Genomic DNA, 15691 nt, shown 5'->3' on the forward strand with positions numbered 1-15691 from the left:
CTCGTCTGGGCCTGGGAAGACCACACCGGACCCTCGCCCGCCGTTGCGGCCGCAACCTCTCTCCAGCCGAGGAACCCGCGCCTCCACACAACCCCCGTCTGAGCATCGACCGCATCGCTCCCGTCACCGGGGTACCGACCCACGCCCGAGTCACCGTCCTCCAGGCCGCCGCCCAGCCGCCGCCGGCGTGCACGGTGTCCACGTTGGCGCGGTTCAGCCCCTACTGGACCAGCCACTCAGGCGGAACAGGCCCGTGCCTTCCTCACCCGGCGCCGCCCGCCTGGCGCCGATTCGTCGGCTGCGATCCAGCCGTCGAGCCCAGTGAGGACTGCGGCCATCCGCTGCACCACCATCCGGCGGGCGAAGACGACCACGCCCGACAGGGCTGGCGGTCCTGCGGGGGCTCGTTGAGCAGGTGCGAGTGCCTGGGGCTGTGCGGCGCTGCCGAGGGGGCGTTGTCAGTGGTCTGCGTTACGGTCGTTTCCCCCGTTGAGGGGCGCGCTGTCCCGCCCGGTCTCTAGGTCAGGCCGGGCGGGGCGCGTGGCGCGTTCCCCCTTTTTTCTTCGGCACGGGGGCGCGCCGTTCTTCCGGATGGGAAGGACCGACACCAAGGTGTCCTGTCTCCATATGACGGTGTGCGGTCGGGGATTGCAAGGAAAACCGGGAACTTCACCCGACGGGTGCCCGCGGTGTGCCCTGCGTGCACCTGATTGGTCATCTGCCGGGTCGCGGCTGACCGTCCGCGACCCCTAATGTTCCGTGATTTTGTGATCACGTCGCGTGATCTGTGCGCCTCGGTCCATTCTGAAGATCCCTCAACGGCGGTTCGGCACCCGCCCGTTGGAGGGCTTCCCCCGGCGTGGTCTCTTCCGGATGCCTGCGCCGTACCGACATCAAGACACAAGGACGCTCATGAGCAGGAAACGCATAGCGGCAGCGACGGTGCTGGCGCTGGTGCTGGCGGTGCTCGCCTGGAGCCTGGCGATGGCCGCGCTGGGACATGCCGCCCTCATCGCCGGGCTGGCCCCGATCCTGGGAATGACCATCGACCAGGTCCTGCGCGGCACCCGGCCGCGCACCACGCCGGCCTCCGGGCACCAGGTGGCGCCGGTGCCCGACAAGGAGGACGGCGCCCCGTGACCTCGTTCCCCGCACGGGAGCCGTCCCCAGGCCGTCCCGGCCGCAAGCTGGGACCCATCGCGCCCACGGTCGGCACCCTGCACCGCGCCTGGCTGGAGCCGACCCGCGAGCGCTACCTCGCCAGCGGCCGGACCCTCAGCGACCTCAGCTTCCATGTCCTGCTGGCCAAGTCCAAGCTGTCCGAGCTGCTGCGCGGCGTCGGGCACTACCCGCGCTGGGAGGTCATCCACCGCCTGGCCGCCGTCCTCGACATCCCCGGCTGGCCGCTGTACCGGCTGTGGAAGCAGGCCGCCCTGGACGCCGGCAAGAGCCGTGACTGGATCAACCGGTCCACAGAGGGCGCCACCGCCGTGGCCACCGCCCACTCCGGCCCGCCCCTGGAGCACGGCGCCCTGCGCCTGACCGTCCAGGACGGCTACCGCGCCTACGCCGGCGCCTTCCTTGCCGGCGACGCCCGCGACGCGGCGGTGGAGGACGCCTTCGCCATCCTCTGGCTCAGCTTCGACGAGGCCCTGGCCAGCCCCGACATCCGCCGCTACGCCTGGGACCTGCTGCGCGCCACGGTCAAGGCCCGGGCCGACTACCGGGACGAGCGGCCCGTGCTGGGCGAGGCCGCCTTCGACACCGTCGCCCTGCGCCAGGAGACCTCCGTGGAGGGCCAGGCCGCCCAGCTGGCCGAGAGCCTGGAGCTGTACGCGGCGATCAGCCGGCTGCCCGACACCCAGCTCGACGTCATGGTGCTGCGGCACCTGTGCGGCTACCCGCCCGAGGACGTCTCCGACCTCCTCGGCCTCTCGCTGGCCACCGTACGGTCCACCGAACGCCACGCCCAACGCTTCCTGGCCGAGACCATCGAGCCGCCCGCGACCGAAGGACCCACCCCGTGACCACACTCCAGGACATCCTCTCCAGGGCACTGCTCGCTCCCGACCGCACCGTGCCCCGCGACACAGCCCCGCCCCAGGACGCCGGCTCCGCCAACCGGCCGGTGATCACAGGACAGGAAACGGCGAACACAGCGGCCGCGGACCTGAAGGCCCTGTGCGAGACGGTGGTCCGGCACACCCCGACCACCGCGGTAGCCGCCTTCCTCACCGACCAGGTCCCCGAGCCCCGCAGCGCACTGGTCCTGGCCTGCGTGCTCCAGCTGACCGACACCGACGACGGCGCCCGATTCTGGTGGCAGTACGCCGCCGGCGCCGGACAGCCCGCCGCCGCCTACTGCCTCTACCTCCACCACCTCGCCCTCGGCGAGACCCACGCCGCCCGCTGGTGGCACACCCAGACCAACGAGGTCCAGCCCAAACCCACCACCCGCACCCCCCGCAGGCGCACCCCCGCCCTGTGGGACGACGACGGGGTGCCCGCGGTCCTCCGCGACGGCGACGGCGCCTCCACCACGACACTGCTGCGTGTCCTGCGACGCCTGGCCAGCCATGTGTCCCGGCCCCGGTCGGCCGTGGTCGCGGAACTGATGACCTACATGCCCATCGCCGTGGCCGTCGGCTACCTACGCGAACCCGACAGCGAACTTCCCCTGCCCGGGCCCGACTTCGCCCGCCAGGTCCGCACCCGGCTGGCCGCGGCCGCCGAACAACCCGACCGCCCCAGCGACCTCCCCGCCCGCCGCCAGACCCACCGCGCCCGACGGCGAGAGGCCGACCCGGCCGAGCGGCGAACCCACCGCCAGGTCGACGAGGCCGCAACCCGCTGAAGCCGACACGCCCCCGGGAGCACTCTCCCGGGGGCGTGTCGGCTACTCCCAGGGCTTCGGTAGCGCGTGCCACAGGGCTTTGAGTCAATCGGGCGGGTTGGTGAGGAACTTGTCCACCAGCCGGTCGGTGATGGAGCGGGCGGCGCCCTGAGCTTGTCGTTTAACGGAGCTGCTTGCTTGTCAGTCCCATGCGTTGAAGAGGACTCCGCCCAACGTCGTGATGCTGTAGAAGCGGACCTCACGCCACTCGCCCGGCCCGAGCACTGAGGTGTCCACGTCGGAAAGCGGTGTGGCAAGCAACTCGCTGCTCAGGACGACGAAGTCCGCGTCGGTAAAGGCATGAGCCCACGGAGGCGGTGCGAGGAACTCCTCCCCGTACCAGTTCCGACGTGTGTGGGCGAAGGCGATCCAGGGGTGATGAGCGTGACATAGGACGATGCTCTCGCCTGCGCCTCCGACGACCGATGCGGTGTGGAAGGTCCGAGGGTATGCCTGTTCCTCCACCTCGCCCACTTTGCCTCCGGCGCTGCGGGCAGCGGCATACAGAGCGGTGCGGAACGCCCGCAGGTCGGTCTTCGGGAGCGGGCCCTCCTTCGGCCAGAAGAAGCCTGTCGCCCCCCGCGGCAGCACGAAGCTGGTGTTCCCGTCGTTGACCATGTCGCTCATTTTGTCTGGTGGGAGGTGCATCGGTTGTCGTAGGTGGCGTGAGCTGCGGGTGGCGATCGAGACCCAACGCCAGGCAGAGCAGGACGAGCGCGAGCGCCAGGAGGCGGAGGCGGCGCAGGCCTCGAAGGCCGGCAGCTGGCTCGGACGCTGGCGCAGCTGACCCGGGCAAGCCTCCCGGCAGTGCGAGGGCTTGCCCAGGACCACCTGGGCAAGCCCTCGTTGTCTGCTGAGCGTCTCGCCGAACCGCCCGCCTGCCATCACCCACACGGGTGGCGCCCGCTCACACCACGGCGGCCTCCTTCTCCTGCTGCCTGGCCTTCACCAGAGCGGCGAGCGGGGAGCGCCGGCCTTTTCCGACGTTGCGCAACTGCTCCCAGTCGACCTCGGGGTGCGCACCGGGCAGCGCGTCGACGGACGCCGTGGTGAACAGCGGGACCATCACCGCCCCGGCTCGCGACGTGCCGAAACGCACCTCACGCCGTTCCGCCGGCCGTACCCACAACAGGTCGCGCATGTAGTCGAAGTCGACCCTTCTCACGCCCAGCCGGGCGGCGGCCTGATCCGGCCCGAGCGGCGCTTCGTCGGCGAGCCGCTGCGCGAGGCCCTCGATGCCGCAGACCGCCGCCACCTGGTCGGGGTTGATCAGCACGGCTTCCGGGTTCGCCGTCAGGTCGGTCAGCAGCCCGCAGGCGATGAGCCGGCGCACCGCGAAGGCACTCACGACCCACCTGGTACGGCGCACAGATCCCCCGGTCGATCGCCTCGGACAGCGTCAACGTGAAGCAGCGTGCGCCGAACGGCCCGTCCGGGTCGTCCTCCATCGACGCGACCAGCTCACCCGGCGCGCCCTCAGCGTCCTCGTCCAGCTGCCACAGGCGGGGCGTGGCGGTCATATAGAGCCGACGCAGGGACGGGATGCGGGTGTTGTCGTGCACGACCGCCCACGGCTTCCCGATCCGGCCCGACGTCCGGTGCGCCTCGTCGACCACGATCAGGTCCCAGCCCGGAAGGCCGGCCTGGTGCGCGCGCTCCAGCGTGCCCAGCCCGAGGGAGGCGTACGTGGCGAACACGGTGACCTTGTCGAACGGTCGCACCCAGTCGACCAGTTCCTCCACGTCCGTGGTGTTGGGGAAGACCACGTCCTCGCCCCGCAGGGACGAGACCCCGACCATCGGACCCGCACGGCCGGCCTCGCGCCACGCGGCCTCGGTCTGGGTGAGCAGATCCAGCGAGGGGACGAGCACCAGCACACGGCCCGCACGCAGCTCCTCGGCGCTCCGGGCGGCCACGAGGCTCTTGCCCGACCCGGTCGCCATGATCACCTGAGCCCGGAGCCCTCGAGTAGGTACAGTGGATTTTGCGGGAAATTCGAGGGCACGCAGTACTGAATCTACTGCTTCACGTTGATGAGGACGAAGTTCCTGCACCGCCACGAGATCCCTCGTTCTTCAGAGTGAATGGTTAGAGATATTCCTGAGGGTTAGAGGAGGTTCCCGTTTTCATCGTGGGTGCGGTTGGGCCATACCATGTCAGGAATACCGCCATGCGAAGCCAGCTCCTCAGCCGCTGCCTTGACGAGACTGTGAGCGTCCACGACATCGGTTCGGTCCTCTGCGGAATCACGCTCTGCGACCCAGGCTAGGTACCGTGCTCGTCGTAGCTTCTCTTCGAGATCACGCAGTGGTCGTATCGAGCGCGCGCGAGCATGTGGAAGGAACTCCTTCAAATCCTCAGCTACTTGATAAGGAGCTTGGGGCCCGAGAGAGCGCCATGGTTCTGAGTCGGCATCACGGAGAGTCAGAGCCACTTCACGCGGGACTCCACGAAAGGAGCCCGAGTCACGATGAGTCCCTGGGGTGGCAGCCGGTTGGGAAGCGGCCCCCAGCCGGAGACCGCCGGGGCGGATCCAGGCCGCCGGACGGCGCCGCCTCGCCGCCGGGCAGTCGCCCCGGCCTGGCCCCGGCAGAACCGGATCGGCAACGCGGCCGCGCGCCGGGATGCGCGGGCTCTGTCCCGGTTGCGGCACTCCACCGCCTGGCTGTGGTGACGATGGCCGGCACCGTCCACTGAGTGGAGTCCACCCGACGCCGCGCATCCCACCGGATGCACAACATCGAGTGGGCACCGCACCACTCCGACGATGCCCGGCACTCTCGCGCGCCCCGGTGCGCCGCACCGGTGTGCCCCCGTCGGGTGCGGCCGGACGCGCGCGACCCCCTTGACCGGCTCCGCTACCGCGACGTTTCCCCTTGCCATTGCCGGTTTCCGCTGGCGAGCAGGCCCCGGTCAAGGGGGCGTGTGATAAAGGCGCCCCGGCTGAAGCGCGCCGCGCCTCGGTGCGGTGCCCGGCAGCGGTGCGGATGGCAACGGTGCGGTCCCGGTGCGCACCGCACCACCGCCGTCCTGGAGGTGCGGCTACCTGGTGGTGGGGTGCGCCGGGTCCGCCTCCATCGCCTGCTTCATCCCCGCGGCCTCCAGCTGGCGCAGGACGTCGGCGACGTCGTCGTGGTCCTCGGTGAGGATGTTCTCGGTGAAGCGGATGATGGTCCGGGCGATGCCCGGCGCGAAGGCCAGGCAGGCGCCGTCGGCGTGGCACAGGACCTCCAGCAGCAGTCGGCCGAGCGCCGCTGCCAGGAAGGAGTGCGCGCACGGCTCCCCGTCGCAGTCGTCCACGGCGGTGACCGGGATGACGATGCGCGCGGCGACGTCCAGGAGGAGCCGGCGCAGCTCGGGGCCCGTGTCGTTGGCGACCGCGCAGGCGGTGTCGATGTCCCCGGCCTGCAGCGCCCGGATGTAGGCGAAGGCGTCGGCGACGTCGTCCAGTTCCATCGGGGCGAGCGGCGTGGTGACGGTGTTCTCGGTCATGGTGGCTCCTCATCGTCGGGCCGCCCTGCTGATCGCGGCGGCCTCGAACCCGATGCTCGAACTGCGGCCCTGTGGACAGAGTCCGGGCTGCCGACGGGGGAGAACTCTCCCCCTTGATCGAAACGGGACGAATCGGGGCTGCAAGGGCTAATGGCAATCGGGGGTGGCAACGGAGGTTGCCTTACAACCTGCCTTACAAGTTGCTCTACAACTTGCCCTTCAACTTGCCTTTCAAGTTGCTCTACAACTTGCCCCCAGCGTGTCCCGGATACGGGGAAACCTGCACGTCAGGGCGCTAGTCAAGGGGGTGGAAATCACGCCGACTACTTCTCTCAGACACCCCTGGATACCTGGATATCCGCAAAAGTACGGTCTGACAGGCGGTCCACCGGCCCGGCCCGGCGGGCGGAACAGGCACCGAAGACCTCGTGCCAACGCGTGGGACGGACGGGCCCATCCGACGTCGACAGCCCACCGGGGGCCCTACACAGGGCCGTATGAGACGCAGCCGAGAAGAAACCGCACCTCAGGACCTGCCGGGAGACCTGTGGCACGCCCTGTCCCAGCTCCAGCACACCCACCCCGACCCCGTGGGCCGCGTCGGGTCACTCGCCCGCCCGGTCGCACTGCTGTCCTTCGCCGCAGCCACCGACACCGTCCTCGCGGCCCGCGTGCAGCTGTCCGGCGCGGAGACGATGCACGAACTCAACGAGACGCTCCGTGCGATCACCGGCGGCATGCACGCCCACTTCACCGGCCCCGGCGTCGCGCTGGAGGTCACACTCGGCAGACGGCAGGAACTCCCGATCCACCAGGCCCACGCCGCCGGCCTCACCCGGCTCTTCCGCCACGCGGCCGGCACCATCGGTGCCCGCAGCACGCCGGGAGGCGGCCGGTGCTTCCACTGCGACGGGATCGGACACGCCCGACCCCTGTGGGAGCCGGCGACCGGGCAAGCCTGAGCCAGCCGCCGCAGACCTCGCCCGCTCGCGGGAACCGGCGGCCTTCCGGGACGGCTGGCCGACTCAGCGACCGCGGGACGGCGACGTATCCGCACCCCGGCTGTCAGCGGCGGCTGCCAGGCTTGACGGATGGACCGTGAAGACGAACGGCTGCTGCGCCGCCGGGTCTACGGCGCCGACCATGACGATCCCGATCCCGGCCCGCTCCCGCACCGGACCTACGCCGAACTGGTCGGCGGCCCGCTGGACGGCCTGCTGCTGGACATCACCGGCTGGCGGGCCGACGAGGTCGATACCGGCGTCGCCCTGGCCACCGAGCTGGGGCAGTTCGGCCCCGGCGGCCGGGCCCTGTACGACCCGCGCCCCGGCGAGCCGCGCTCTTCCGGCCCCGGGGTGAGCTGCCGCTTCTACCACTCCGGCGACACACCCTGACCACGGCGGCAAAAGGAGGCGGCCCTCGCACCCGACGTCCAGGGTGCGAGGGCCGCCTCCGTTCAGGCAGGCATCACGCGGATGCCGCCACCGGTTCCGGGCGCAGCGACGCCAACGGAGAGTGCTGGCCCTTCTCCACCGCGCGCAACTGCTCCCAGTCGACTTCCGGGTGCGCGGGACGATCCCGTCGACGGAGGCGGTGGTGTAGAGCGCGACGTCGACGGTCCCGGCCCGGCTGGTGCCGAAGCGGACCTCGACCGACTGCGGAGAGCGGACCCAGCCGAGCCGCACCATGTGATCGAACTCGACCCTGCGCACCCCCAACCGGGCGGCGGCCTGCTCGGGCCCGAGCGGGGCAGTTGCAGATCGGGTTGTAGTCGGGGCTGTCCTCGCCGGGGTAGTACGTCTCGCCGAACGGCGGCTCGGTCCACGCGTAGACGGTGCCGTCGGTGAGCAGCTCCTCGAAGTGCCGGCCGATGGCGCTGGCGGTGTGGCAGACCGCGACGACCTCCGGCTCCTGGTCGTGGGTCACCTCGGGCTCCCCGTTGGGTCGGCCGGCTCGGTGGCGCGGGTGAGGAGCGCGGCGAGGCGGGCCGCGACCGCCAGCTCGCCGGGCGCGACGTCGACGCCCTGCAGGACGGTACGACCGCGCTGTGGGAGGTGGTGGTCGGGCACCGGCCTCAGATCGCACGCGGCCTCGTCGCCGCGGGAGCCGACCCGTGGCGGCCGGTGCTGGCCGGCTGGTCCCCGGGGCGGCTGAGCCTGGCCGGGCCCACACCGGACCTGTTCCCGCTGCCCGAGGGTGAACCGGGGCTCAGCCAGGCAGAGTCCGCGGCGGCGCGGGAAGGCCGGCGCCGCATCGCGGCCCTGGCCGACGTCGGGTACTACGACGGCACGGGACTGGCCTGCGTGGCCGGCATCGACGCACAGGAGGCCGTACGGCGTCAGGCAGCGGTGTTGCCGGATGCCGGGCTGCTGGACGACCCGTACGGCGCCGGCACGGACGACGGGCTGCGCATCGTCGGGGCGACGACCGTACCGGGCGGTTGCGTCGTCACCCAGCCCTCGGGGTACGGGGCGCAGATGCCGGGCGTACAGGCCCTGCTCTCCGCCGGCACCGTCTGCTCGCATGTACGCCAACCCCAAGAGCGGTAACCAGGGCAGCTTCGTGCGCGACGGTGCCGTCGAGGGCTGGGACCTGCACCCCGGCGGCCGGGACACCGGTACGCCTCCCGAGGAGGTCCTCACCGCGTACATCTACGGCTCCCACGCGATCGCCGAGTGCTGCGCCTATGCGGGCCTCTTCCCCGCCGACCCGCGGCCCTTCACCGGGCCCCCCGACCTGTGGGTGGAACTCCCCGAGCGGGACTACTGGCAGCACTGACCGGTACCCCTTCCGAGGGGCGCCCCCGCGTCGGGCCGGCAGGTGCTTGCGAGCCGCTGCCTGCCCGCCGTCCCCGGGTGCGGCGGGCCGTGCACGGACCGGGCGCGGGGCGGGTGGTGAACGGTCCGCGGTCCTTCCGCGTCGTTGCGGTAACCGAACCGGAGGAGACCCATGAGTGCCGGACGTATCCCCGCCCGCCCGCTGTCCGCCGCCGGGAATCTCCGCGTCGGCCCGCACGCCACCGACCACGCCGCACTCACCCAGGCGGGACGGACGGTTACCGGACGGATCCGCGGCCAGCACCTGACCATCCTGCTCGACGCCGCCCGCGAGGACCTCGGTGCCCCCGGCAGCCCGCCTGCCCAGCGGCTGCCCGATGTGCCCATCCGCGCTGTCCTCTCGTGCACAACGCAGGCGTACCGGTGATGGGCCCACTGTCCGCACCGCGAGAATTCTCGCAGGGCCGGATGGCTCGAGGAATTCGAACGACCCGCCGGAGTGACAGCTCATGAACGCCAGGTCGATGAGCATCGCCCATAGCCGTCGCTCATTGCCCCCCGTGTTCACGACGGCCTGGCTTCTCCGGAGCGACGTGTGGCCGGCGGGAAAGCGCTTCTGCCTGCCGGCCACGCTTCCTGCAACAAACAACGAGCGGTCAGATCCTGCTTGCCTGGCTTACCACTTGGTGGCCCAGTACAGACCGTGCATCGCTGCGCGGATCGGTGCGGCGCCGTACCTGATGTGACGCCACGGGCTACCGTCATTGCTGTAGTTCATCCGGTAGGTCCCGTCAGTGGTTGTGCGGAGCTCGCCGTGGGTGAGGCCAGTCGTTGCCGCGTACCGCACGAGGTGTTGCGCACCGCTCAGTTCGGGTGAGGCCGTGTTGACCGTGGCCACATGGTCGGCGTGGGAAGCGATGAGAGTCCAGTCGGTCCCTTGGTCCGCCTGCGGGAGAGTCGGCCCGAGCCACTCCATGAACGACGAGGTGGCGCGCATGTCCGCGCACTGCTGGCCTTCCTGGCAGAGGTAGGCGCTCATCGCTCCCCGGTGGGGCGTGCCCAGCGTCACGGCATCCTCCACGTACAGTTTGGAGGGGAAGCCTGCCTCATGGCGCGCGGTTCCGGTCAGCGCCGCACGGGCGATGAGCCCGCCCATGGAGTGGCCGACGAGGTCGACCGTCTTGCCTCTGACCGTGTAGCGGTTGTAGATGTCCCAGGCGAGCTGCTTGCCCAGCTCCCTGATTGGTGTGTCGGCGTCTCCGTTCGGGGCGATGTTGACGGTGCAACCAGTTCCCTGGTCGATGGCGTAGAAGCCGACCCCGACGAACTTGCCCTTCCACCCCCAGGACTTCATTGCCTTGGCCGCCGTGCTCCACTTCTTGCACCCCTTCGACTTGATCGTCGGGTCATAGCCGTGGATGAGGTACACGGGCTTGTCCGCGCTGTCGCTGCGGGCAGGAGCGGCGGTGGGTGACGAAGACGAAGCGCTCACCGTCGACGCTCCCGCCCCGCACAGCACCGCGGCGATCGTCACTGCCACGGTGGTTCTGGCCCATTTTCCGAGTGTGGGCAGCATGGTGTATCCCCTCTGTTGCTCGCTTTGCAACGGTGGAGCCACCTTGCTCTACGGGTCTTGGACAAATCTTGAGGAGACCTTGCACGCGGGTCCGCCGTCGTCGTCTGACGGCCTCTGTTTACCGGGGCGGCTACATGGCGGGCGGCGCGGGCGAGAAGCTGACGAGTGTGGCGGTCACCGGGGTGGTGAGCGGTCTCCTGGTGGATGTGCAAGGCGTGGGAAGCGTGTCGGGCGGCGGTTCGCGTTCGTTTCGGGCGAGGTGGTGGGCGGCGAGTGCGGTGTGGCTCTGTTCACGTCCGCTCACGCGGCGGACTGACCAGCAAGATCCACCTCGCGGTCGAACAAGGGCAAAAGCCCTTGTCCGTCGTGATCACGGCCGGGCAACGAGGCGACTCCCCGCAGTTCGAGCCGGTCCTGGAAGCCATCCGGGTCCCCCGGCTGGGGCTCGGCAGGCCACGCAAGCGGCCGGACCGGGTCCGGGCCGACAAGGCGTACGACTCCCGTGACAACCGCTCCTACCTGCGCAGGCGCGGGATCAAGGCCACCATCCCGGTTCCGGCGGACCGGGCCCGCAACCGCCTCAGGCGCGGATCGCGTGGCGGGCGGCCACCGAAGTTCGACAAGGACGACTACAAGCAGTGGCACGCGGTCGAGTGCGGGATCAACCGGCTCAAGGTGCGACACGAAGTCGCACACGTTAAGTGGGAAAGCCGCGAAGGAAGGAGAGATGTGCTGACCCCGGATTAGTGTCCGTATCCGTTCCCGCACTCACATGCGTCGCCGGTAACGGCGGGGTGTGAAGCTGAGTGTTCAAGCCCAAGAGTTTCCCGACCACCGGGGAACAACAGGCGAGGGAAAGGCTGGACGGGTGAACAGCGTGAACCCCCGTTGATGTCTCGTAAGGTTGAAGCTGTCTGGTGGTTTGCAATCAGCAGCTACAGAACCCGACGCTGAGAGGCGTCAGGCGACTTCCGGAGATTTGAGACCGGAAAGAGGACACCGCCGGTTCCGGGATAGAGGGGGCACCCACCCCAGTCGCAACTGACGTGTGTGGAACGTGGAAACCCCGATGGAGTCCGGGCCAGGGCCCGGTAAGCCAACCGCAAGGAAGGCCCAACTCTCCAGCGGGAACAGGATGGTCCAAGAAGCGAATGCCGGTAGATCGAAAGATCAGAGGAAATCTGGAGGCGACCTTCACGCCTCCGGCCATAACTCGCTGGATACGGGTCCAAGTGACCCGACCTGAAAGGGTGCCCACGTGGACCAGGTGAGCCTTTGCAGTATCCCGAGTAAAGCAGCCAGAACCTGGCGGACAAGTTAGACGCGAAGGAGGAACTTACAGTTGGAGTTATCCAAGCCTGTTCGGCCTTCCATAGCGAACGGACCCCAGGGCGGACATCTCGACTGGCACAGGATCAACTGGGCCGGAGCCGAGGAGAACGTACGGCGCCTGAGACAGAGGATCTTCAAAGCAACACAGGAAGGGGACCTCAAGAAGGTCCGCAATCTGCAAAAGCTCATGCTAAGAAGCCGCAGCAACACGCTCGTGAGCGTGAAGCGGGTGACGCAGCAGAGCAGGGGCCGCAAGACGGCAGGGATCGACAGGGAACGTGCTCTCACTCCCCAGGCGAAGGCACGGATGGCAGTTGAAATCGACGGCCAGACACAACCCTGGCGGGCCAAGCCCGTCAAGCGGGTCTACATCCCGAAGAGCAACGGAAAGCAACGACCACTCGGCATCCCCGTCATGCGTGACAGGGTGATCCAGGCACGTGTGAAAAACGCGCTGGAGCCAGAGTGGGAAGCCCGGTTCGAATCACGTTCCTACGGATTCCGGCCGGGCCGCGGCTGCCACGACGCCATCCAGGCGATCTTCAGCACCGCGAAGGGCAAGGCTGCCAAGCGCCAGTGGGTACTGGACGCCGACCTGGCTGCCGCGTTCGACCGCATCGACCACCCTCACCTGCTCGACGCCGTCGGACAATTCCCAGCCAGGGAATTGATCCGGCAGTGGCTGAAGGTGGGCGTGGTCGACGACGGACGCTTCACCCGGACCGATGAGGGAACCCCTCAGGGCGGAGTGATCAGCCCTTTGTTGCTCAACATCGCTCTGCACGGAATGGAGGAGGCCGCAGGAGTCCGATTCGCCACCCGCAAGGGAAAAGTCATGTGGGCTGCGAAAGGAACTCCGATCCTGGTGCGTTACGCCGATGACTTCGCCGTGTTCTGCACGAGCAAGGAGGAAGCGGAGACCGTCAGGTCACGCCTGGTCGAATGGTTGCAACCCCGAGGACTTCGCTTCAATGAAGAGAAGACACGGATCCTCCATCTTTCGGAGGGGTTCGATTTCCTGGGGTTCAATATTCGCCGCCATGGCGACAGCCTGATCATCACGCCCAGCAAGGACGCGGTCAAGAGAGTCCGGAATCGACTGAGATCCGAGATGCAGGCCCTGTTGGGTCAGAGCGTCACAGTCGTACTACGCCGTCTTTCCCCTATCGTCAGGGGCTGGTCAGCGTATTACCGGACGGTGGTGTCCAGTCGCACGTTCTCTGCACTGGACAGCTACGTGTGGACGCTCACCTACAAGTGGGCCAAGCGCACCCACCCGAAGAAGTCGAAGCATTGGATCGTGAACAAGTACTTCGGCAGGCTCAACCGGTCCAAGATGAACAACTGGGTTTTCGGGGACCGCGCCACGGGCGCACACCTCCCCAAGTTCGCCTGGACCAACATCAGACGGCACCAGTTGGTCAGGGGTACGTCGTCACCTGACGACCCTGCACTCCGTAACTACTGGAGCCAACGCCGTCAAACGCGCACACCGCCACCGATGGACAAGATCAGCCTTACTCTGGCAGCCCGCCAGAAGGGAATCTGTCCGCTGTGCGGTCAAGCGCTCATCGCCGGCGCGGAATACGAGCCCGACAGCCCACGCGAGTGGATCGAATGGTTCGACGCAATGAAGAAGCGGTTGCACAAACACCACTTCACCTACCGGCGGCATGGCGGCTCCGATGAGAGCAAGAACCTTCGGCTCGTCCACTCGGAATGCCATCGCCAGCACCATTCAGGCGACAGCGACCGGAAACAGCAGAACCTGTGAAGCCTCCGGGCTTGCTTGAGCCGTGATGCCTGGAAACAGGCACGTCCGGTTCTGAGGGGGCCGGGCCACGGCAACGTGACCCGGCTACCCGACCGCCACCGGGCCGTCGCCACCCGGTACGACAAACTCGCCGTCCGCTACGAAGCGACCGTGCTGGTCGCAGCCATCAACGAGTGGCTGTGACCAGCGCTTTCACAACAGACCTACCCGGGCGTGTGGCGCCACGGCGACTGGATCACCCTCACCTCCCACGGCTCGGTGATCGTCCACGGCCGCTCCGACTCCACGCTGAATCGCAATGGCGTACGGCTGGGCAGCGCCGACATCCATGACGCGGTCGAACGCCTTCCCGAGATCACCGAGGCCCTCGTCATCGGTGCGGAGGAGCCCGACGGCGGTTACTGGATGCCCCTGTTCGTCGTCCTCGCCGCCGGGGTGACCCTGGACGACACCCTCCGTGAGAAGATCAAGGAAGCGATCAGGACCGGGGCCTCACCCCGCCACGTCCCCGACGAGATCATCTAAGTCCCGGTCATCCCGCACACCCGCACCGGCAAGAAACTCGAAGTGCCCGTCAAACGCCTCCTCCAGGGTGCCCCGGTCGAGCAGGTCGTCAACCGCGCAACCGTGGACGCCCCCGGCCTGATCGACCACTATGCCCGACTGGGCGCCGAACGCCGGGGGCAGCCGGCGTGACGACCGCACGGACCATCCTCGCCACCGCGCTGTGCTTGGTCTTCCGCTACGCCGAGTAAAGCGGATGCTCCTGGACGACGAGACCTTCATCTCCACGGGCGGTGTCGCACTCAACTCCATGGGCAGCCCAATGGGTCAGGGCACTTCACTGTGCAGTGACGGCGAAGACCACTCCCGCCGCCGTTCCCACCTCGAGCACCGCCTCACTCCGGAGCGCTGCGCACGATGGAGCGGTCACCACCATGGTGATCGACTACCTGGCGCCGTCCCTGGACACCAACATCAGCGCCATCTCCAGCCTTCGCACTCACTGCGGCCGGTCCGCCCGTAAAGGTTCTCGGCGCCCTGCGTCGGCTCCACGATGGCCTCGCCGGCTTCCCTCTACCACGGCTGCTGCCCGCCCTGTTGACGTTGACGGACACCGGCCACATCCTCGAGACGGGGGAGCGGATGGCCAGTGGTGGGAGGCGACCGCAGGTGTCCTCGACCAGCTGCGGAGGCAGCCCGACAGATGTGGAGCCGTCCGTCTGCCCTCGCCCGGCCGACGGCAGACGAAGCTCCCCAGCGGGCATCCGCCGCGCAGCCGTCCCTGGGTCTGCGCCGTGACGCTCATTTGACGCTCCGTGTACCCGACGGCCCTCATCCAAGATGGGAGAAGCGCTCTGACCTGCTGTCTTCACGTCTGCGTCCAAGCCGGCACCTTTCCGATGACGCATCATGTGGAGTGCGTTGCCATCCTTGAACCGGTCGCGAGGAGCGCTTCGGAGGACCGTCATCTGATCGGTGGTCAGAACGCACCGTGATCGCCCAGGACGGGGAGCCGGCCGGGTGGGAGTGGTGGAGGCCCATGTGGTGCCGGGAGACGCCGGGTTCGGTGTGATGGACATCGGGGATACTGTGGCCGGCTGTGCGGGGTACGTGCCGCTCAGTCGAGGACGCTGCGGGCGCGATCGCGGCGGAGCACGGCTTCCTGGACTTGCACCGTCGGGATCTTCGGTACCTGCCGCGCTGAGCGCCACCGCGCTCGGGGCCCGTTCCGGAAGGTGCCATTCCGGACTCCGTACCGTGCCCGGAGCGCTAGTTTTTAACTTCATGTCGTCGGCCGGCGGCTGGGTGGAGGTGCCGTGGACGTCAAAGCGGTTCGGGTACGA

14 protein-coding genes and 4 pseudogenes are annotated in these 15691 nt (G+C 68.7%); 12 read left to right on the forward strand and 6 right to left on the reverse strand.

Annotation, left to right across the window (positions count from 1 at the left end):
* The first annotated feature begins 912 nt into the window (after positions 1-912).
* Genes IH25_RS0132095 through IH25_RS40945 form a run of 3 tightly spaced genes read left to right on the forward strand, consistent with a single transcriptional unit; the run spans position 913 to position 2854 of the window.
* Complete coding sequence (locus IH25_RS0132095; RefSeq protein WP_030618882.1) at positions 913-1140, forward strand: hypothetical protein; 228 nt, start codon at positions 913-915, stop codon at positions 1138-1140.
* Positions 1137-2027: a sigma-70 family RNA polymerase sigma factor gene (locus tag IH25_RS0132100; RefSeq protein WP_037656038.1), complete on the forward strand. Its 891-nt coding sequence runs from the start codon at positions 1137-1139 to the stop codon at positions 2025-2027. Before IH25_RS0132095 ends, IH25_RS0132100 begins: the two co-directional genes overlap by 4 nt.
* Positions 2024-2854: a hypothetical protein gene (locus IH25_RS40945; protein ID WP_037656041.1), complete on the forward strand. Its 831-nt coding sequence runs from the start codon at positions 2024-2026 to the stop codon at positions 2852-2854. The genes IH25_RS0132100 and IH25_RS40945 overlap by 4 nt, the downstream gene beginning before the upstream one ends.
* Before the next feature lie 180 nt (positions 2855-3034).
* Here IH25_RS40945 and IH25_RS0132110 read toward each other — a convergent pair whose 3' ends face one another.
* The 4 genes and pseudogenes from IH25_RS0132110 to IH25_RS0132135 all read right to left on the reverse strand — a co-directional run bounded on the left by IH25_RS0132110 (position 3035) and on the right by IH25_RS0132135 (position 6385).
* On the reverse strand, positions 3035-3511 hold the full coding sequence (locus tag IH25_RS0132110; protein ID WP_037656044.1) for a hypothetical protein: 477 nt from the start codon (positions 3509-3511) through the stop codon (positions 3035-3037).
* Positions 3512-3800: 289 nt separating this feature from the next.
* Positions 3801-4241: a hypothetical protein gene (locus IH25_RS42640; RefSeq protein ID WP_245172946.1), complete on the reverse strand. Its 441-nt coding sequence runs from the start codon at positions 4239-4241 to the stop codon at positions 3801-3803.
* Between the two features lie 166 nt (positions 4242-4407).
* Positions 4408-4953, reverse strand: a pseudogene (locus IH25_RS40130) (DEAD/DEAH box helicase family protein); the annotation flags it as partial.
* Positions 4954-5935: 982 nt separating this feature from the next.
* Positions 5936-6385, reverse strand: coding sequence for a hypothetical protein (locus IH25_RS0132135; RefSeq protein ID WP_030618783.1), 450 nt, complete (start codon positions 6383-6385; stop codon positions 5936-5938).
* A 497-nt stretch (positions 6386-6882) separates the two neighbouring features.
* Between IH25_RS0132135 and IH25_RS0132140 the strand changes: the two genes are divergently transcribed.
* Complete coding sequence (locus tag IH25_RS0132140) at positions 6883-7347, forward strand: hypothetical protein (protein ID WP_030618785.1); 465 nt, start codon at positions 6883-6885, stop codon at positions 7345-7347.
* Between the two features lie 129 nt (positions 7348-7476).
* Positions 7477-7779: a hypothetical protein gene (locus IH25_RS0132145; RefSeq protein ID WP_030618788.1), complete on the forward strand. Its 303-nt coding sequence runs from the start codon at positions 7477-7479 to the stop codon at positions 7777-7779.
* Between the two features lie 73 nt (positions 7780-7852).
* On the opposite strand, the gene IH25_RS42645 is transcribed toward IH25_RS0132145, so the two are convergent.
* Entirely contained in the window at positions 7853-8311 is a 459-nt protein-coding gene (locus IH25_RS42645; RefSeq protein ID WP_245172947.1) for a hypothetical protein, read from the reverse strand.
* A 128-nt stretch (positions 8312-8439) separates the two neighbouring features.
* Here IH25_RS42645 and IH25_RS43040 point away from each other — a divergent pair, with 128 nt between their 5' ends.
* The 3 genes from IH25_RS43040 (at position 8440) to IH25_RS0132155 (ending at position 9589) form a co-directional block, all read left to right on the forward strand.
* On the forward strand, positions 8440-8934 hold the full coding sequence (locus tag IH25_RS43040; RefSeq protein WP_342447389.1) for a hypothetical protein: 495 nt from the start codon (positions 8440-8442) through the stop codon (positions 8932-8934).
* Positions 8909-9163: a hypothetical protein gene (locus tag IH25_RS43045; RefSeq protein ID WP_342447390.1), complete on the forward strand. Its 255-nt coding sequence runs from the start codon at positions 8909-8911 to the stop codon at positions 9161-9163. The genes IH25_RS43040 and IH25_RS43045 overlap by 26 nt, the downstream gene beginning before the upstream one ends.
* A 171-nt stretch (positions 9164-9334) precedes the next feature.
* Positions 9335-9589, forward strand: coding sequence for a hypothetical protein (locus tag IH25_RS0132155; protein ID WP_030618790.1), 255 nt, complete (start codon positions 9335-9337; stop codon positions 9587-9589).
* 249 nt (positions 9590-9838) lie between these two features.
* Here the strand turns inward: IH25_RS0132155 and IH25_RS0132160 are convergent, their stop codons facing one another.
* The gene (locus IH25_RS0132160; RefSeq protein ID WP_078844530.1) at positions 9839-10738 is read right to left on the reverse strand and encodes an esterase/lipase family protein; all 900 of its coding nucleotides are present in this window, start codon (positions 10736-10738) and stop codon (positions 9839-9841) included.
* Positions 10739-11035: 297 nt separating this feature from the next.
* Between IH25_RS0132160 and IH25_RS0132165 the strand changes: the two are divergent.
* The 4 genes and pseudogenes from IH25_RS0132165 to IH25_RS40145 form a co-directional block, all read left to right on the forward strand.
* A pseudogene (locus IH25_RS0132165) lies at positions 11036-11485 on the forward strand (transposase); the annotation flags it as partial.
* A gap of 595 nt (positions 11486-12080) precedes the next feature.
* A complete protein-coding gene (gene ltrA / locus IH25_RS0132170) occupies positions 12081-13844 on the forward strand; it encodes a group II intron reverse transcriptase/maturase (protein ID WP_037656045.1) in 1764 nt (587 codons plus the stop codon).
* Between the two features lie 93 nt (positions 13845-13937).
* A pseudogene (locus tag IH25_RS43315) lies at positions 13938-14027 on the forward strand (IS5 family transposase); the annotation flags it as partial.
* Between the two features lie 18 nt (positions 14028-14045).
* A pseudogene (locus IH25_RS40145) lies at positions 14046-14540 on the forward strand (AMP-binding enzyme); the annotation flags it as partial.
* Positions 14541-15691 lie beyond the last annotated feature (1151 nt).

It is taken from the genome of Streptomyces achromogenes subsp. achromogenes, from assembly GCF_000720835.1.
Taxonomy (GTDB): domain Bacteria; phylum Actinomycetota; class Actinomycetes; order Streptomycetales; family Streptomycetaceae; genus Streptomyces; species Streptomyces achromogenes.